Raw genomic sequence first — 16,445 nt, 5'->3', positions numbered from 1 at the left:
TCCCTTCTCCCTTCTCCCTTCTCCCTTCTCCCTTCTCCCTTCTCCCTTCTCCCTTCTCCCTTCTTCCCTCTTCCTTCTTCCCTCTTCCTTCTTCCCTCTTCCTTCTTCCCTCTTCCTTCTTCCCTCTTCCTTCTTCCCTCTTCCGAGCGGCGTCAGCCGCGCTCTTTCTCAGCTTCGCTCCGGCTTCAACTCCTGCCTGAACAACGCTTCCCCGGCGGCGTCTTTCAGCGTCACGGTGAGGGTTTCGCTTTCGCCTTCCAGGTCGACCTGGCCGAAGAACTGGTAGCCGGCAGAGGGGGGAAGGTTGGCCTGGCCGTCGGGTGGCGCCTTCTGGAAGACGACTTCCGGGCCGAAGGTATCGTCGAGGGTGTTGGGGCCGAAGGTGCCGGCGTGCAGTGGGCCGCTGACAAATTCCCAGAAAGGCCGAAAGTTCTTGAAGGCGGCTCGTTCCGGTGAGTAGTGATGCGCCGCGGTGTAGTGCACATCCGCCGTGAACCACACCACATTGCGGATATCGTGGTCGCGAATGGCCTCGAGCAGGCGGGCGATTTCCTGCTCGCGTCCCAGCGGGCGGCCGCCATCGCCGTTCGCCACCGCCTCGGCGTTGTCGCCATCGGCCACCATCAGGCCAACCGGCATGTCCGAGGCGATGATCTTCCAGGTGGCAGTGGAGCGTTTCAGGCTGTCGATCAACCAGTCGATCTGCTGCTGACCGAGCAGGGTGGCACCCTCTGGCTGCTGGTTGGCGTCATTGGCGCTGCGGAAGGTGCGCATATCGAGCATGAACACTTCTATGCCCGGCCCGTACGGGAAACGCCGGTAGATGCGTTGCGGCGCATCGGGCTGTTGGCGCATCGGCATGTATTCGAGGAAGGCACGACGTGCCCGGGCGGAGAGTAGCGAGACATTGGTCTCGGTGTAGCGCGGGTCGTCGAGAACCTCGCCGGGATACCAGTTATTGACCGTCTCGTGGTCATCCCACTGGGCCAGCATGGGCACTTCGGCATTCAGCTGACGCACATTGGCATCCAGCAGGTTGTAGGCATGCTGGCCACGGTATTCGTCGAGTGTTTCGGCCACCTTGCGCTTGGCCGGTGTCACCAGATTGCGCCAGGTGCTGCCATCGGCCAGTTCGACACTCTCCTTCAGGGGACCATCCGCATAGACCGTATCGCCGGAATGGATGAAGAAGTCCGGGCTCTGCTCGCGCATGGTCGCATAGGTGGTCATGCCGCCCCGGGATTCATCGATGCCCCAGCCCTGGCCGACAGTATCCCCCGACCACACAAAACGCACATCCCGCCTGTCGGACGGCGCCAGGCGCAGCTGACCGGTAACCGGCTCGCTGACCGCGCGATGATCCCCCAGCGCGGCAAAACGCACTCGGTAGAACACCCGATCCATGCCATCCAGGCCGGTAACATCCAACCTGGCCGTCAAATCCTGCACGGGCAGGGCATCCGGACCTCGCAGTTGCCGAGCATTCCGGAACTCCGGGTTATCGGCGACCTCCAGCAGCATGCGGGCAGGGCGGTCGACACGTGACCAGATCATCGCCCGATCGGTGAGTATATCGCCGCTCATCAACCCGCTGGTGATCAGCGGACGGCGCTTCTCGGCCAGCACGATGCCCGGCGCAGCCAGCGTCGCACCAAGCGCCACACCACTCTGAACCCCCAATTCCAGTACCTGACGTCGAGTCAACATGTCATTCGTCTCCCTGTGATCGATGAACACCACACGACTCTGACGCAGGGATGTGACAACGCGATAGCAGGTAGGTGAAGCCGGAAGCCGCTAACGGCTAGCTGTAAGCCGTAAGTCGTAAGCTTTAAGAAAGGTCAACTGCACCCCAAAACCTGTCCGCGTTGGGTTTGACCTTGGGGGTACTTACAGCTTACGGCTTACAGCTTATAGCTGGCAGCACTCATGTCAGCAAAACGAGACATTACACATAAGCCCGTTCCTATGGTCTGATAGGTCGCTGCTGACACGCTGGGCCGTTCAGGTTACTGAAATTCATGTTGTAACCGGATAGTGCAGCTGGCCAGCAAGGCCGGTGAGACTGGCCGTGGCTGGCGTTAATCCATAGAATGGGCGTTCAGCCAGAGGCCGGGGTGGGGTTCGCCGCCGGCTATCCAGCGCCGTTCACAACCTAGCAAGACAGGGCAGGGGAATACGCCCGTAACAATCCCGGGGCGGTAGCGTGCCTGAACGCATGAGGAGCAGTCTCTAACATGGCACTGGATGCCTGGCTCAGTACTTTCAGTGTGGTCGCCGTGCTGGTGGCCCTGGCGACAACCAAGATCGCCGCCGATGCGATTCTCATGGCAGCCCTGGCGTTTCTGGTGGTCAGCGGCGTGCTGGGGCCGGCCGAGGCCCTGGTGGGTTTTTCCAACACCGGCGTGATGACCATCGCCGCCCTCTATGTGGTGGCCGCCGGTCTCAAGGAAACCGGCGCCGTGCAGTGGGTCGCCAATGCCCTGCTGGGCCAGCCGGACAGCCTCAAGAAGGCCCAGCTGCGGGTCATGCTCCCGGCTTCGAGCCTCAGTGCCTTCATGAACAACACCACCGTGGTGGCCATGTTCATCCCCGCGCTGCAGGAGTGGTCGCGCAAGCTCAAGCTGCCGCCTTCCAAGCTGCTTTTGCCGTTGAGCTACACGGCGATCCTGGGCGGTACCTGCACCCTGATCGGCACCAGCACCAACCTGGTGGTCGATGGTCTGCTGCAGAGCGAGAAGGGCGTGGCTCTCGGCATGTTCGACCTCGCCCAGGTCGGTGTGCCCATGCTGTTGGTCGGCGGCACCTTCCTGATGCTGTTTGCCGACCGCCTGCTGCCGCGCCGCGAAGGCTTGATCGAGCAGCTGGACCTGGCCCGCGAGTACAGTGTCGAATTTGTGGTCACCGAGGGCGGACCCCTGCCCGGCAAGACGATTTCCGAGGCCGGGCTGCGTAACCTCCAGTACGGCTACCTGACCGATATCGAACGTGACGGTCGTTTGATGACCGCCGTGCCGCCCGAAACCCAGCTCGAAGGCGGCGATATTCTGGTCTTCATCGGCGCGCCGGAGCTCGCTCGCGAGCTGCGCCAGGTGCGCGGTGTCAGCCCCGGCAGCGACGACATTCACAAGCTCGACGTGGCCAACCACCATCGCTGCCTGGTCGAGGCGGTGATCAGCCCGGACTTCACCGGGGTCGGCCAGACCGTGCGCGAAGCTCGGGTGCGTTCACGCTTCCAGGCGGTCATCCTGTCGATCTCGCGCCAGGGCCGGCGCCTGCCTGGCAAGGTCGGCGATATCCGCCTGCAGGTCGGCGATACCCTGTTGATGGAAACCGGCCACGACTTCGTCGACCAGTACCGCTATCGCCGCGACTTTCTGCTGGTCAGTGCCCTCAACGACTCCACGCCGCCCAGCTTTCACAAGGCGCCTGTCGCCCTGGGCGTGCTCGGCGCCATGGTCGCGGCCGCCGGAGTCGGCCTGCTGTCGATCTTCGAGGCCGCGCTGCTCGCCAGCGGCGGCATGCTGGCCACGGGTTGCATCACCGTCAGCAAGGCGCGCCGCTATATCGACCTCTCGGTGCTCACGGTCATCGCCGCTTCCTTCGCGCTCGGCGCCGCCATGACCAGTTCCGGCGCCGCCCAGGTCATCGCCGGCGGCGTCGTCAGCGACAACATGTCGCCCTGGCTGGCCCTGGCCGTCGTCTACCTGCTGACCACGCTGTTCACGGAGATCATCACCAACAACGCCGCCGCGGTACTGATGTTCCCCATCGCCATGTCGGTCGCCGACCAGCTCGGCGTGAACTACATGCCCTTCGCCATCGCCATCATGTTCGCCGCCTCCGCCAGCTTCATGACCCCGCTCGGTTACCAGACGAACCTGATGGTCTACGGCCCCGGCGGTTACCGACTGCTCGACTACCTCCGCCTCGGCGCACCACTCAGCCTGCTCGTCGGCAGCACCGCCGTAGGGCTGATACCGATGGTGTGGGGGTTTTGAGCCAAGAACGAAGAGGGAAGAAGGAAGAGGGAAGAAGGAAGAAGGAAGAGGGAAGAGGGAAGAGGGAAGAAGCCTGGTTGGCCATGGTTCCTAGAGAAAAGGGGTTTCTTCCTTCTTAAAGCGGCCTCAGCCGCGTTCTTCCCTCTTAATTCTTATGCAGCCGCGCAGCGCCGTTCTTCCCTCTTCCTTCTTTAAGCGGCTTTAGCCGCGCTCTTCCTTCTTCTTCCAACACACTCACAGCTGGACCAGGAGCCCCCCTTGCCCCATTTCGTAACCGACAATATGCGCGACCGTTTGCTGGCGGGTGTCGAGGCCGCGGGCCGTGAGGTCCTGACGGTGTACAACCGTACCTACGAGGTCGAGACCAAGGACGACGACAGCCCGCTGACCGAGGCGGATATGGCAGCGCATCATGCCCTGGTCGCGCTGCTTGAGACGGTGACGCCGGAAGTGCCGGTGTTGTCCGAGGAATCCGGCGAGATCCCTTTCGAGACGCGCCGGAGTTGGGAGCGTTACTGGCTGATCGACCCGCTGGACGGCACCAAGGAATTCATCAAGAAGAACGGTGAGTTCACCCTGAACGTGGCGCTGGTGGAAAACGGCGATCCGGTGTTCGGCATCGTGCATGCGCCGGTGCTGGATACCAGCTGGATCGGCCAGGTCGGCCAGGGCGCCACCAAGATCGAGAAGGGCACCACCCGCGAGATCCAGGTGCGCGCATTGCCGGAAGCTGGCGCTGAGCCCTGGAAGGTCGTCGGCAGCCGCTCCCACGGCTCCGACGAATTCGAAGCCTTCTGCGCCCGCCTGCCGGAGCACGAACGCGTCTCCATGGGCAGCTCGCTCAAGCTCTGCCTGGTCGCCGAAGCCGAAGCCGACCTCTACCCACGCCTCGCCCCGACCTGCGAGTGGGACACCGCCGCCGCCCAAGCCGTCGTCATCGCCGCCGGCGGCCAGGTACTCAACGCCGAAACACTTGAACCCCTACGCTGCAACCAGCAGGATTCGGTGTTAAACCCACACTTCATCGTCTGCGGACAACGCGACGAACGGTGGACGACGGCCCTGCGGGCCAGTCTCCAGAAGGAAGACTGAAGAAGGAAGAGGGAGGTCGAAGAGGGAAGAGGTAAGAAGGAAAAGGTAAGAAGCCACCATGATCAGAGTTCAAGGGGTTTCTTCTCTCTTCAAGGCACGAAGCGCCGTTCTTCCCACTTCACTCTTACGTAGGCACGAAGCGCCGTTCTTCCCTCTTCAAGCGGCGTAAGCCGCGGTCTTCCCTCTTGACTCTTTTCGAGGCGCGTAGCGCCGAGCGTCCACCCACAGACCTATCTTCGACCCAACGGACCAACCGCTATGGAAATAACCCCTGAACGCCAGACTCACCTCAAGCAGCTCGAGGCTGAGTCGATTCATATCATTCGCGAGGTGGCTGCCGAGTTTCGTAACCCGGTCATGCTGTACTCCATCGGCAAGGACTCCTCGGTGATGCTGCACCTGGCGCGCAAGGCCTTCTACCCGGGGCCGCCGCCGTTTCCGCTGATGCACGTCAACACCACCTGGAAATTCAAGGAAATGATCAAGTTCCGTGACGAGATGGCAGAGGCCGCCGGCATGGAGCTCATCGAGCACATCAACCAGGAAGGTGTCGAGGCCAACATCAACCCCTTCGATCACGGCAGCTCCAAGTACACTGACGTGATGAAGACCCAGTCCCTGAAGATGGCGCTGGACAAGTATCAGTTCGACGCCGCCTTCGGTGGCGCCCGCCGCGACGAGGAAGCCAGCCGCGCCAAGGAGCGTGTCTTCTCCTTCCGCGACAAGCACCACCGCTGGGACCCGAAAAACCAGCGCCCGGAGCTGTGGAACGTCTACAACTCCAAGGTCAACAAGGGCGAGTCGATCCGCGTCTTCCCGCTCTCCAACTGGACCGAGCTGGATATCTGGCAGTACATCTACCTCGAATCCATCCCCATCGTCCCGCTGTACTACTCCGCCCCGCGCCCGGTCGTCCACCGCGACGGCATCGACATCATGGTCGACGACGACCGCCTGCCGCTGGAAGAAGGCGAAGTCCCGGAAGAGAAGTGGGTCCGCTTCCGCACCCTCGGCTGCTACCCGCTGACCGGCGCCGTGGAATCCCACGCCACCACACTCCCCGAGATCATCCAGGAAATGCTCCTGACCAAGACCTCGGAACGCAGCGGCCGCGCCATCGACCACGACCAAGCCGGCTCCATGGAGAAGAAGAAGAGGGAAGGCTACTTCTAACGCGCCGGAGGCGCGTTAGAAAGACGGAAGAAGGAAGTCGGAAGAGGGAAGACGTCCTATCTTGACCTAGTCTGCAGGTATCACCATGGAGACAGGGCAATGAGATGGACTTCGAACAACTGGATGTCTGGAAACGGTCGGCAAGGTTATCCGCCGAGCTTTACAGGCACTTCGCAGACTCCCGCGATTTCGGCTTCAAGGACCAGATCACGCGATCAGGCCTTTCCGTACCCAGCAACATAGCCGAGGGGATGGCACGGTTGACCATTCGAGACCGCACTAAGTTTCTTTATATCGCCAAGGGCTCATGCGCGGAGCTTAGAACGCAGGTCTACATCGGCATGGAAATTGGCTATATCGAACGTGAGAAAGGGAATCTCTGGGTAGTGGAAACCAAAAATATCGCTGCCATGTTAACCGGACTGATTCGCAAACAGTCAGATTTCGGCTAGTGCCAGGGGGTTCTTCCTTCTTCCCTCATCCCTCTTCTTACTTAATTGCTAGGACCACGTTATGTCACATCAGTCAAGCTTGATCGCCGACGACATCGAAGCGTATTTGAAAGAACACGAGAACAAGGATCTGCTGCGGTTTATCACCTGCGGTAGTGTGGATGATGGTAAATCGACGCTGATTGGTCGGTTGCTGCATGATTCCAAGATGATCTACGAGGATCAGTTGGCGGCGATCACCCAGGCGTCGAAGACCAGCGGGACCACCGGGGATGAGGTGGATCTGGCGTTGCTGGTGGATGGCTTGCAGTCCGAGCGGGAGCAGGGCATCACCATCGACGTGGCTTACCGCTTCTTCTCCACCGAGAAGCGCAAGTTCATCATCGCCGATACCCCGGGGCACGAGCAGTACACCCGCAACATGGCGACGGGCGCGTCCACGGCGAGCCTGGCGGTGATCCTGGTCGATGCGCGTCACGGCGTGCAGACCCAGACCCGCCGCCACAGCTTCATCGCCGATCTGCTGGGTATCCAGCACCTGGTCGTGGCCATCAACAAGATGGACCTGGTCGATTACTCGGAAGAGCGTTACAACGAGATCGTCAAGGAATACCAGGATGAGGTCGCCGGCAAGCTGAACGCGCCGGACATCCGCTTCGTGCCCATGTCGGCGCTCAAGGGCGACAACGTCGTCAACAAGAGCGAGACCATGGCCTGGTACGAAGGCCCGGCGATGCTCGACCTTCTCGAGACGGTCGAGATCCGCCACGACTCCAACCTGCGCGACCTGCGCCTGCCGGTGCAGTACGTCAATCGCCCCAACCTGGACTTCCGTGGCTACTGCGGCACCCTGGCCGCCGGCGTCATCAAGCCGGGGCAGTCCATCCGCGCGCTGCCTTCCGGGAAGACCTCGAAGGTCGAGCGCATCGTCACCTGGGACGGCGACCTGGAGGCGGCTTACCCCGGTCAGGCGATTACCGTGACTCTGGAAGACGAGATCGACATCTCACGGGGTGACTGGATCGTCGCCGACGACGCCCAGGTCCCGCTGGCCACCAGCTTCGAGGCCGACATCGTGTGGATGCACGAGAAGGCCCTGGAGCCCGGCAAGCTGTATGACCTCAAGCTTGCCACCCGCGACATGGCCGGCAAGGTCTCGGCGATCGACTACCAGGTCGACGTCAACACCCTGGAGCAGCGCCACGCCGATCATCTCGACCTCAACGCCATTGCGCGCTGCCAGGTCGAGCTGACCGCGCCGGTGCCGGTGGACGACTACCGCACCAGCCCGGGCACGGGTAACTTCATCATCATCGACCGCCTGACCAACATCACGGTCGGTGTCGGCATGATCCACCAGCCGCTGGAAAGCGAACTGCCCTACGAGTTCCGCGAGCACGACAGCAAGGCCAATGTGGTGTGGAACCGCACCAGCGTCACCCAGGCCATGCGTGAGCAGCTCAACGGCCACGAAGGCAAGTGCGTGTGGCTGACCGGCTACTCCGGCTCCGGCAAGTCCACCCTGGCCAACGCCCTGGAAGTCGAGTTGAATCGTCGCGGCTACCACACCATGCTGCTCGACGGTGATAACATCCGCCACGGCCTGTGCAAGGACCTGGACATGGGCGAGGGCGATCGTGCCGAGAACATCCGCCGGGTGGGCGAGGTGGCGCGTCTGTTCGCCGAGGCCGGGGTGATCGTCATCACCGCCTTCATCTCGCCGTTCCGCGCGGGCCGCGAGGAAGTGCGCAGCATGTTTGACGAAGGCGACTTTGTCGAAGTGCACGTCGATACGCCGCTGGATATCTGCGAGCAGCGCGATCCCAAGGGGCTGTATCACAAGGCACGTGAAGGGCGCCTCAAGGACTTCACCGGCATCAACAGCCCCTACGAAGTTCCGGCCAACCCGGATGTGACGGTCAGCACCGAGACCATGAGTCAGCAGGACATCATCACCCACCTGCTCAAGGCCCTGTAATACGCTTTGACAGGCTCCTGAAAGGACTTCCGGCGGGCTTCTGAGCATTCTGGTTCAGGTGCCCGTCGGGAGGGCAGCGTCAAGCTGATATCGCAAGGAAACCCCAATGCCACATCAACACCCCGGCCGCGGGCTGCGGCGTAGTGCCTCCGTGCTACTGCTCGCCCTGGCGGCAGGTCTGACCGGCTGTGCTGCCCAGCAGGGCTATCAGAACGACGCCGGCTCAGTGGTCGCCAATACTCAGGGCACCCCGGTTGGCGCCAATCTCAATGGTTTTCTCAGCCAGGCAGCTCCCGGTTCCACCGTGGTGCTGCAGCAGAGCCCCTGGGGCGCCAACGTCGAAGTCATGGCCGAGGCGAGTTATTTCGCCGCCAGCGGTCGCGAATGCCGCCATTTGCAGGTCACATCGTTGCGGGGCAGTTCAATGCGCACCGCAGTGGCCTGCAAGACCGCTGACGGTAGCTGGGTCGCCCACCGATTGGTGACGCAAACTCAGTCAAGGAGGATGGGCCGGTGATCAACCCCAGGAAGATGACACTCAGTGCGGCCCTGGTCGCCAGCCTCTGCCTATTGCCCGGCCTGGCCGGCGCCCAGAACTTCGTGCAGCCCAGCACGGGCATCAGCCAGTCCGAGAGCGGGTCGCTGGGCGACGGCAGTGTCGATGCCAGCCCGCGGGCCGACTGGAGCAATCCCAGGTACGGTCCGGTAGACAACCCGCCGAAGACACAACTCGATGAACTGCCGCCCTTCGGTGCCAACCTCTTCGAGGGCGGCTTCCGTGGCACCATGGCCGACGGCCTGAACAGTAACTACCAGATCAAGCCCGGCGACCAGGTCACCCTGCGCGCATGGGGTGCTGTGGAAATCGAACAGACCATGCCGGTCGATGCCCAGGGCAACGTCTTTATTCCTTCCATCGGGCCAGTCAGTGTACAGGGTATGACCGGCCAGCAGATGGACTCAGCGGTCCGCTCGGCCATCAAGAATGTTTACCCGAAAGACGTGGAGGTCTACACCAATCTGCAGGGTGTGCAGCCGGTGGGCGTCTTCGTGACCGGCTATGTGGACAGCCCCGGCCGTTATGCCGGCACGCCGTCCGACTCGGTGCTCTACTTCCTCGATCAAGCCGGTGGCATCGACCAGAAACTCGGCAGCTACCGTCAGATCCGCGTCGAGCGCAACGGCCGCACCGTGACCACCATCGACCTCTACGATTTTCTGATCGATGGCGATATCCCGCGTCCTCAATTCAAGGATGGCGATACCATCGTGGTCGAGGAGCGTGGCCCGGCCATCGCCGTGACCGGCGACGTCAAGCGCGAATACCGCTATGAGCTGCAGGGTCAGCAACTCAGCGGGGCAGACGTCAAGCAACTGGCTCGCCTCAAAAGCGGTGTATCCCATGTGCTGCTGCGCGGTGACCGAGCCGACGGCCCCATGGCCGATTACTTCGCGCTTAACGAGTTCAACAACCAGACCGTGAAGAGTGGCGACGAAGTACTGTTCAGCTCCGACAAGCGTGCCGACACCATCGTGGTGGAAGTGCAGGGCAGCTATTACGGGCCCTCGCGTTATGCACTGCCGCGTAACGCCCACCTGGGCGAGTTCCTTGACGCCATCAGCGTACCCAGGGACATGACCAGCGTGCGCGATATCTCGATCCTGCGCGACAGCGTGGCCGAGCAGCAGGAAGCCGCCCTGGAGAAGAGCCTGCGCCGTTTGCAGACCACCTATCTGGGCTACCCGGCGAGAACGGCCGAAGAGGGCAAGATCCAGGTGCAGCAGGCGCAACTGATCAAGCAGTTCGTCGAGGAAGCGTCCGAGGTCGAGCCCTCCGGTCAGCTGGTCGTCGCCCGCGGCAATGGCAACATCGCCAACGTGCGCCTGCAGGACGGCGATGTGATCAACATCCCCGAGTCCAACGACGCCATTCTGCTCAGCGGCGAGGTCACCATGCCCCAGGCTGTGGTATACACGCCGGGCATGTCCGTCGAAGACTACATCGAACAAGCCGGTGGCCTCACCTCGCGGGCCGACGATGACCAGATCCTCGTGGCGCACCGCAATGGTGCCGTGGTGCCGGCCGATGATGCTCGCCTGCGTGCCGGTGACGAAATCATCGTGCTGCCAGCCGCACCGACAAGCAACATCGAGCTCGGCAAGTCGATCACGCAGATCCTCTATCAGATCGCCGTGGCCACCAAGGTCGCGCTGGATCTCTGATGGTGCATGATCAATCAGACGGTCACCAGACCGTCTGATTCCTTGCTAGCAGGTTTAATACTCATGTTTCAGATATTCTCTCGTGGGCCGTATGGTACCGAACGGTCGCCGTGGCAAGTCACACGCAGTGTGTGGTACGCCATGTTCATGCGTGAGGCAATCAGCCGTACCATGACGGACCGTATGGGCTGGTTCTGGATGATTGCCGAGCCCATGATGTTCACGTTGATCATGATTGGCATTCGCGGTTTTATACGCGGGGATCGGTTAATCGTTGGGGCCGAGTTCATACCCTGGATGATCGTCGGAATGATGGGGTTTTTTCTGGTGCGAGAAGGCATGATGCGAGCGCTTGGCTCGATAGAAGCCAATCAAGCACTCTTCGCCTACCGTCAGGTACAACCGGTTGATCCAGTGCTGGTTCGAAATTTCCTTGAAGTGATGTTGAGGACCTTCATCTTTCTGATATTTATCATTGGTGCTTTTCTGTTGGGTATGAGCCTGTTTCCGGATCAAGCTCTGTATGCCATGTGGGACTGGTTGGCCTTGTGGTGCCTGGGGCTTGGGTTAGGGTTGATAGTTTCGGTGGCGGGCAGCATGGTGCCGGAGATCGCCAAAGTAGTACGTATGCTCAACATGCCCTTGTTAATCCTCTCCGGCGTGATTTTTCCCTTGAATAATCTGCCGCATTGGCTGCTTGAATACGTGATGCTCAACCCTATCGTACATGGTCTCGAGCTTTTGCGGGCCAGTTTTTTCGATGGCTATCAGGTGATTCACGGCACCAGCGCGACGTACTACTGGATATGGGCTTTGGTGACACTTGCTCTTGGGTTGATGATGCAAATGCGTTTCCGCGATCGACTCAAGGCTAAATAATCCGGAATCCCTATGATCGAGATACGTAACCTCTACAAACGCTATCATAATCATCATGGTAGCCCCTGGGTTCTGGAAAACATCAACCTGACAATCCCTCAAGGGGTAAGTGTTGGTCTGGTTGGACGAAACGGTGCCGGTAAGTCCACTTTGCTGCGCTTGATTGCCGGGATGGACAATCCCGAACGAGGCGCTATCGAGAGGAACTGCCGAGTCTCATGGCCTATCGGCCTGGCGGGTGGCTTTCAGGGCTCAATGACCGGCCGCCAGAATGTCAAATTCGTGGCACGGGTACATGGTGGCCGCTACCAGGTGGAAGAGATAATCCAGCGGGTGCAGGACTTCGCCGAGATAGGCGAGGCCTTCGATGAACCCATCAAGACTTATTCATCCGGCATGCGTGCACGCCTGAATTTTGGCCTCTCCCTGGCGTTCGATTTTGATATTTACCTCTCTGATGAGGCTACGGCAGTCGGCGACCGTGCTTTCAAGGCCAAGGCATCGAAAGCTTTCAAGGACAAGGTTGGGCAGGCTAGTTTGATCATGGTTTCCCACGGCGAGGGCATGCTGAAGCAGCTTTGCCAGGCGGGCATTTATCTCAAGGATGGTCAAGCGATCTGGTATGATGATATCAAGGACGCTATTGCGGATTACCATGCAGAAACCGATGCGGTGAGAGAGAAACAGGACGCTGCGCCACGAAGCGGAACTCTTCAAAAGCCTAAGACTTCGAACCCCAATATGCAGAAGAAAGGCAAGAAGTCTGTTGAAGCCGATGATATTCAATCGCTCGAAAACAGGCTAGAAACAAAGGAAAACGAGCTGACAGTAGCCAAACACGCCTTTGAACATGCCAAATCCTTGGGGCTTGTCACCCCGGGCAACCCCAGCCCATACCGAAAACGTTTTCGGAAAGCGCATCAACAATTCCACCAGACTAAACAACGCCTACAGCAAGCTCGTAACGCTAGTCAAACTGGTAGTGAAAATAATCTGAACCCTCATGGTGCGGCAGATAATTCGACTGATTGAGGGGAGGTTGTTTATTCTGAAGATTAATCCTAAAACGATTCTTCAATCCTTTTGTTTAGTGTCTAGTATTTAAAATTTTTATCGGAATAAGTGTTCATGGTCCGTTTCATCAAAACCCAGCCCCATTGGTTTTTGGCATTAGCCGCTATAGTGCTTGTCTCATTTTACTGGTTTTTCTGGGCCGAGGATCGTTACGTCTCCCGTGCCACGGTCGTCCTCGAGAGCCCCCAGATCGCTCAACCAGAACTGAGCATGTCATCGCTGCTCGGTGGTGGCAGTGGTGATACCGACCTGTTGCTTTTGCGAGAGTACTTGCTCTCTGTCGATATGCTCAAACAGGTGCAGGAGCAGCTCGACTTTCGCAAGCACTACACCGAAAACGGCGACTTTCTGGCTCGGCTGGATGACAGGAATGCCCCCATCGAAAAACTACACAATTATTACAAACAAAGAGTCACTGTCGAGATGGACGAGTATGCCGGGGTTCTGAACGTGAGAGCTCAAGCCTACACGCCAGAGTTTGCCCATCAGATGGTTCAGTTATTGCTCGATGCGGGTGAGCGCCATATGAACCAGATGGGTCAGCGCCTGGCACAGGAGCAGGTAACTTTCCTGGAAGACCAGCTGGAACGTTTGAACGAACGCCTCAAGGAAGCTCGCACCAACCTGCTGGAATTCCAGAACAAGGAAGGTCTGGTAGCACCAGAGCAGACCGTACAAAGCATCAACCAGGTGGTAGCCACGCTGGAAGGCAATCTGGCCCAGCTCAAGGCCCAACGGCAGGCGCTTTCCAGTTATCAGAGCGCGCGCTCCTCGGAAATGCAGCGCGTGCAGAGCGAAATCGACGCCATGCGCGAGCAGATCCAGCAGCAGCGTGATCGCCTGGCTCAGGCCACCGGCGAGTCCCTGAACCGGGTTTCCTCCGAATACAGGACGTTGGAACTCCAGGCCCAGTTCGCCCAGGAGACTTACTCCAGCGCGCTCTCTGCCCTGGAGAACACCCGACTGGAAGCCGCCCGCAAGCTCAAGCAGGTGAGCGTGCTGCAAAGCCCGCTGATGCCGGAATACCCCACCAAGCCGGACCGTCTCTACAACACCACCGTGTTCGCGCTGGTCACCATCTTTCTGGCCTTCATCTTCAGCATGCTGGTGATGATCATTCGCGATCATCGGGATTGAACCCCCTGGCGGTCTCAATGACCAAGTGCAACACATGAACCATCAGGTAAGGTGTTGCTATGACTCACTGCTATCGCTCTCTCTGCTGAAGACCGAACCGCCATCATGATGGTGCGAGCGACTCATTCGATCCGGGCCATCGTCACTCATCTGGGCGTGCATCGAATAGCTTGTCGCGAGAAATCACTCGCCACATGATCAACCCGGTCAAGGGTTAAAGGGCTCGTCTGACACGACATCGGCCACGTTAGTGCCTCAAGCTGCATCCCAATGGGGAGCAGTTCGAGCTGGTGGTCTAGCTGCTACGCAAGTACTGGTCACCGCAACAGATAGCCCGCACAATGAAGCTCATGTCTTCCCATGATTCACGTCGCCAGGTCTCGCATGAGGCCATTTACAACGCCCTCTATGTGATGCCCCGTGGCAGCCTCAAGAAGGAGCTCATCGCCTGCTTGCGTCAGGGCAACGGCAAGCGTCGGCCACGCAGCCGTGGTCAGGATCGACGACAACAGATTCCCGTCCTGGTCAGTATCCACATGCGGCCGCCAGAGATTGAAGATCGCCTGATGCCGGGTCACTCTGGGAGGGTGATCTCATCATTGGCGCTAACAATCGGTCTGCTGTCGGGACGCTGGTGGAACGCACCACGCGCGTTGTCATGTTGGCGAAAGTCGATGGCACCACGGCGGCGGCATACGTCGGCTTCAGTGACAAGCTCAATGAGGTGTCGCGGTCCCTGCGTCTGTCCATGACCTACGACCAGGGTAGAGAGATGGTCAAGCATGCCGATATCACGCAAAAGACCGGTACGGCGATTTATTTCGCTGATCCGCATAGCTCATGGCAGCGGGGCTCCAATGAGAACACTAACGGTCTGTTGCGGCAGTACCTTCCTAAGGGAGCGGACCTGTCGGTCTACAGCCCGGACGATCTCGACGAGATCGCCGCCTCACTGAACACGCGTCCGCGCCAGACACTGGACTGGCGCAAGCCATTGGAAGTTTACGCCAAGGTGCTCCAGAAATCGGTCGCTGGCCCGAGCACCCTTCAATAATGTTGCGCCTGGAACCTGGGACCGCCCTCATACGGCAGTACTTGCCGATCTATCGGTCTATAGCCAGCAAGAGCTGGATGAGATTGCGCTGTAGCGGAACATGCGCCCGCGAAAGCGCTTCGACTTCAAGTGCCCTATTGAGGTGATGAGCGAGCAGATGGCGAAGCACCATGAAGCTCCGTCATCGACACATTGACGGTGTTGCACTCAGAGCCTGCATCCGCCGTTTTTAGTTCCCGGGACCAGACTGATACATTGAAAAGATTTTATATAATGGGTGGCTTATGATTAACAATCTCTTTTTAAGTGTTGGTGCCATGAAAGCTGGCACTACATGGCTCTATGAGCAGCTGAAAGATCTTCCGGATATTTATTTTACTCCCGAAAAAGAGATTCATTATTTTGCTAATAAGGTAGGTATTGAGAAACAGCTAAATCACCGTAATCGTATTCTTAAATTAAAGTCAGTGATGGAGAGATACGGTGCGGGCAATCCGAAGTTTATTTCACAAAACATAGATGAGATCGTTTGGTATGCAAATTATGCTCACCCTGAAGAAATAAGCAACGAATGGTACGAAAGTCTTTTCTCGCAAAACCCCGGTAAGAAGTTTTGCGCTGATTTTTCAAACCTATATTGTCAAATGGATGAAGAGGGTTGGCGTAATGTCCATGAAATTTCACCTAATGTTAAGGTGGTTTACACCTTGCGAGACCCACTGAGTAGGCTTTGGTCTCATTATAAGTTCCACATGAAATGGGTTGGACAGGAAGATAACGCTTTAGATGCTGGTTTTGAAAATTTTAAAAACTTGTTAGATAAGCCTTGGTTTTGGTGTAATGCAGAATATGCAAGAAACTACAGGAAGCTTACAGCCTCTTTGAGTGAAAACCAGCTAATGCTACTTTATTTTGAAGATTTTCGCGAAAAGCCCGTCCAAAATCTAAAAAGAGTGCTAAAATTTATTGGCTTGGAAGAGCGCGGTGTCGAAAGCTTAGGTTTAGAAAAAAAGGTGAATCCAACAAAAAATTTTGATTTTCCTGATGAGTGGAGGTCATATGCTTTGGAAAAGCTAGAGCCGATTTATGAGGAATGTGAGCAATTAGGAATAGCTTCTTCTAAATGGTCGCGCGAATGAAGAGCAGACCCAATGTAGGCGGCGGTCTCAAGGCGCACGCCGCTGGAAGTTTACGCTGAGGTTCTCAAGAAATCGGTCGCTGGCCCGAGGACCCTTTAATTGTGCTGCGCTAGGAAATTGAGACCTCCTGCTGCTTAAAAAATAAACTCCACGGTTAAAATTGATATGCCTAAAGATTGGCATGCGATTGCAATCTTTTTTTGGAAGTTTAAATTAACGACATGTTCCGCTAAGGTATTTTCC

General features: G+C 58.4%; 12 protein-coding genes and 2 pseudogenes. 13 read left to right on the top strand and 1 reads right to left on the bottom strand.

Translation table 11 applies throughout. From position 1 onward, the window contains the following. Positions 1–168: 168 nt before the first annotated feature. On the bottom strand, positions 169–1,707 hold the full coding sequence (locus HHA01_RS12340; RefSeq protein ID WP_141321125.1) for an alkaline phosphatase D family protein: 1,539 nt from the start codon (positions 1,705–1,707) through the stop codon (positions 169–171). 530 nt (positions 1,708–2,237) lie between these two features. Between HHA01_RS12340 and HHA01_RS12335 the strand changes: the two genes are divergently transcribed. The 13 genes and pseudogenes from HHA01_RS12335 (at position 2,238) to HHA01_RS12275 (ending at position 16,202) form a co-directional block, all read left to right on the top strand. Beyond that, positions 2,238–4,001 (top strand): SLC13 family permease, encoded by a 1,764-nt coding sequence (locus HHA01_RS12335; protein WP_141321123.1) that lies wholly within the window; start codon positions 2,238–2,240, stop codon positions 3,999–4,001. 282 nt (positions 4,002–4,283) lie between these two features. Next, positions 4,284–5,093: a 3'(2'),5'-bisphosphate nucleotidase CysQ gene (gene cysQ, locus HHA01_RS12330; protein WP_141321135.1), complete on the top strand. Its 810-nt coding sequence runs from the start codon at positions 4,284–4,286 to the stop codon at positions 5,091–5,093. Between the two features lie 258 nt (positions 5,094–5,351). Continuing rightward, positions 5,352–6,266 (top strand): sulfate adenylyltransferase subunit CysD, encoded by a 915-nt coding sequence (gene cysD / locus HHA01_RS12325; protein ID WP_141321121.1) that lies wholly within the window; start codon positions 5,352–5,354, stop codon positions 6,264–6,266. Between the two features lie 104 nt (positions 6,267–6,370). After that, positions 6,371–6,718, top strand: coding sequence for a four helix bundle protein (locus tag HHA01_RS12320; RefSeq protein WP_141321119.1), 348 nt, complete (start codon positions 6,371–6,373; stop codon positions 6,716–6,718). A 61-nt stretch (positions 6,719–6,779) separates the two neighbouring features. Then, positions 6,780–8,696 carry a sulfate adenylyltransferase subunit CysN gene (cysN, locus tag HHA01_RS12315; protein ID WP_141321117.1) on the top strand — a complete coding sequence of 639 codons (1,917 nt, stop codon included), beginning with the start codon at positions 6,780–6,782 and terminating at the stop codon, positions 8,694–8,696. A 106-nt stretch (positions 8,697–8,802) separates the two neighbouring features. Further along, positions 8,803–9,213: an RT0821/Lpp0805 family surface protein gene (locus HHA01_RS12310; RefSeq protein ID WP_141321115.1), complete on the top strand. Its 411-nt coding sequence runs from the start codon at positions 8,803–8,805 to the stop codon at positions 9,211–9,213. A gap of 14 nt (positions 9,214–9,227) precedes the next feature. Further along, entirely contained in the window at positions 9,228–10,919 is a 1,692-nt protein-coding gene (locus HHA01_RS12305) for a polysaccharide biosynthesis/export family protein (protein WP_141321133.1), read from the top strand. Positions 10,920–10,982: 63 nt separating this feature from the next. Next, positions 10,983–11,798 (top strand): ABC transporter permease, encoded by an 816-nt coding sequence (locus tag HHA01_RS12300; protein ID WP_141321131.1) that lies wholly within the window; start codon positions 10,983–10,985, stop codon positions 11,796–11,798. A 12-nt stretch (positions 11,799–11,810) separates the two neighbouring features. Further along, complete coding sequence (locus tag HHA01_RS14860; protein WP_218023810.1) at positions 11,811–12,830, top strand: ABC transporter ATP-binding protein; 1,020 nt, start codon at positions 11,811–11,813, stop codon at positions 12,828–12,830. Positions 12,831–12,926: 96 nt separating this feature from the next. After that, positions 12,927–14,009 carry a KpsE/RkpR family capsule polysaccharide export protein gene (locus HHA01_RS12290; protein ID WP_141321113.1) on the top strand — a complete coding sequence of 361 codons (1,083 nt, stop codon included), beginning with the start codon at positions 12,927–12,929 and terminating at the stop codon, positions 14,007–14,009. Positions 14,010–14,068: 59 nt separating this feature from the next. Next, positions 14,069–15,063 (top strand): annotated as a pseudogene (locus HHA01_RS12285) (IS30 family transposase). 46 nt (positions 15,064–15,109) lie between these two features. Beyond that, positions 15,110–15,259: pseudogene (locus HHA01_RS12280) on the top strand (IS30 family transposase); the annotation flags it as partial. Between the two features lie 88 nt (positions 15,260–15,347). Beyond that, on the top strand, positions 15,348–16,202 hold the full coding sequence (locus HHA01_RS12275; RefSeq protein WP_141321111.1) for a sulfotransferase: 855 nt from the start codon (positions 15,348–15,350) through the stop codon (positions 16,200–16,202). The last annotated feature ends 243 nt before the right edge of the window (positions 16,203–16,445 follow it).

Source organism: Halomonas halmophila (assembly GCF_006540005.1).
In the GTDB taxonomy this organism is placed as follows: domain Bacteria; phylum Pseudomonadota; class Gammaproteobacteria; order Pseudomonadales; family Halomonadaceae; genus Halomonas; species Halomonas halmophila.
Note: the sequence above shows the minus strand (reverse complement) of the source record. Positions and strands in the feature narration are given on the sequence as shown.

Coding starts and splice junctions, on each gene's coding strand:
- cysD (WP_141321121.1), top strand. CDS start 5,352: ATGGAAATAACCCCTGAACGCCAGACTCACCTCAAGCAGCTCGAGGCT.
- HHA01_RS12320 (WP_141321119.1), top strand. CDS start 6,371: ATGGACTTCGAACAACTGGATGTCTGGAAACGGTCGGCAAGGTTATCC.
- HHA01_RS12340 (WP_141321125.1), bottom strand. CDS start 1,707: ATGTTGACTCGACGTCAGGTACTGGAATTGGGGGTTCAGAGTGGTGTG.
- HHA01_RS12305 (WP_141321133.1), top strand. CDS start 9,228: ATGACACTCAGTGCGGCCCTGGTCGCCAGCCTCTGCCTATTGCCCGGC.
- HHA01_RS12290 (WP_141321113.1), top strand. CDS start 12,927: ATGGTCCGTTTCATCAAAACCCAGCCCCATTGGTTTTTGGCATTAGCC.
- HHA01_RS14860 (WP_218023810.1), top strand. CDS start 11,811: ATGATCGAGATACGTAACCTCTACAAACGCTATCATAATCATCATGGT.
- HHA01_RS12335 (WP_141321123.1), top strand. CDS start 2,238: ATGGCACTGGATGCCTGGCTCAGTACTTTCAGTGTGGTCGCCGTGCTG.
- cysN (WP_141321117.1), top strand. CDS start 6,780: ATGTCACATCAGTCAAGCTTGATCGCCGACGACATCGAAGCGTATTTG.
- cysQ (WP_141321135.1), top strand. CDS start 4,284: ATGCGCGACCGTTTGCTGGCGGGTGTCGAGGCCGCGGGCCGTGAGGTC.
- HHA01_RS12310 (WP_141321115.1), top strand. CDS start 8,803: ATGCCACATCAACACCCCGGCCGCGGGCTGCGGCGTAGTGCCTCCGTG.
- HHA01_RS12275 (WP_141321111.1), top strand. CDS start 15,348: ATGATTAACAATCTCTTTTTAAGTGTTGGTGCCATGAAAGCTGGCACT.
- HHA01_RS12300 (WP_141321131.1), top strand. CDS start 10,983: ATGTTTCAGATATTCTCTCGTGGGCCGTATGGTACCGAACGGTCGCCG.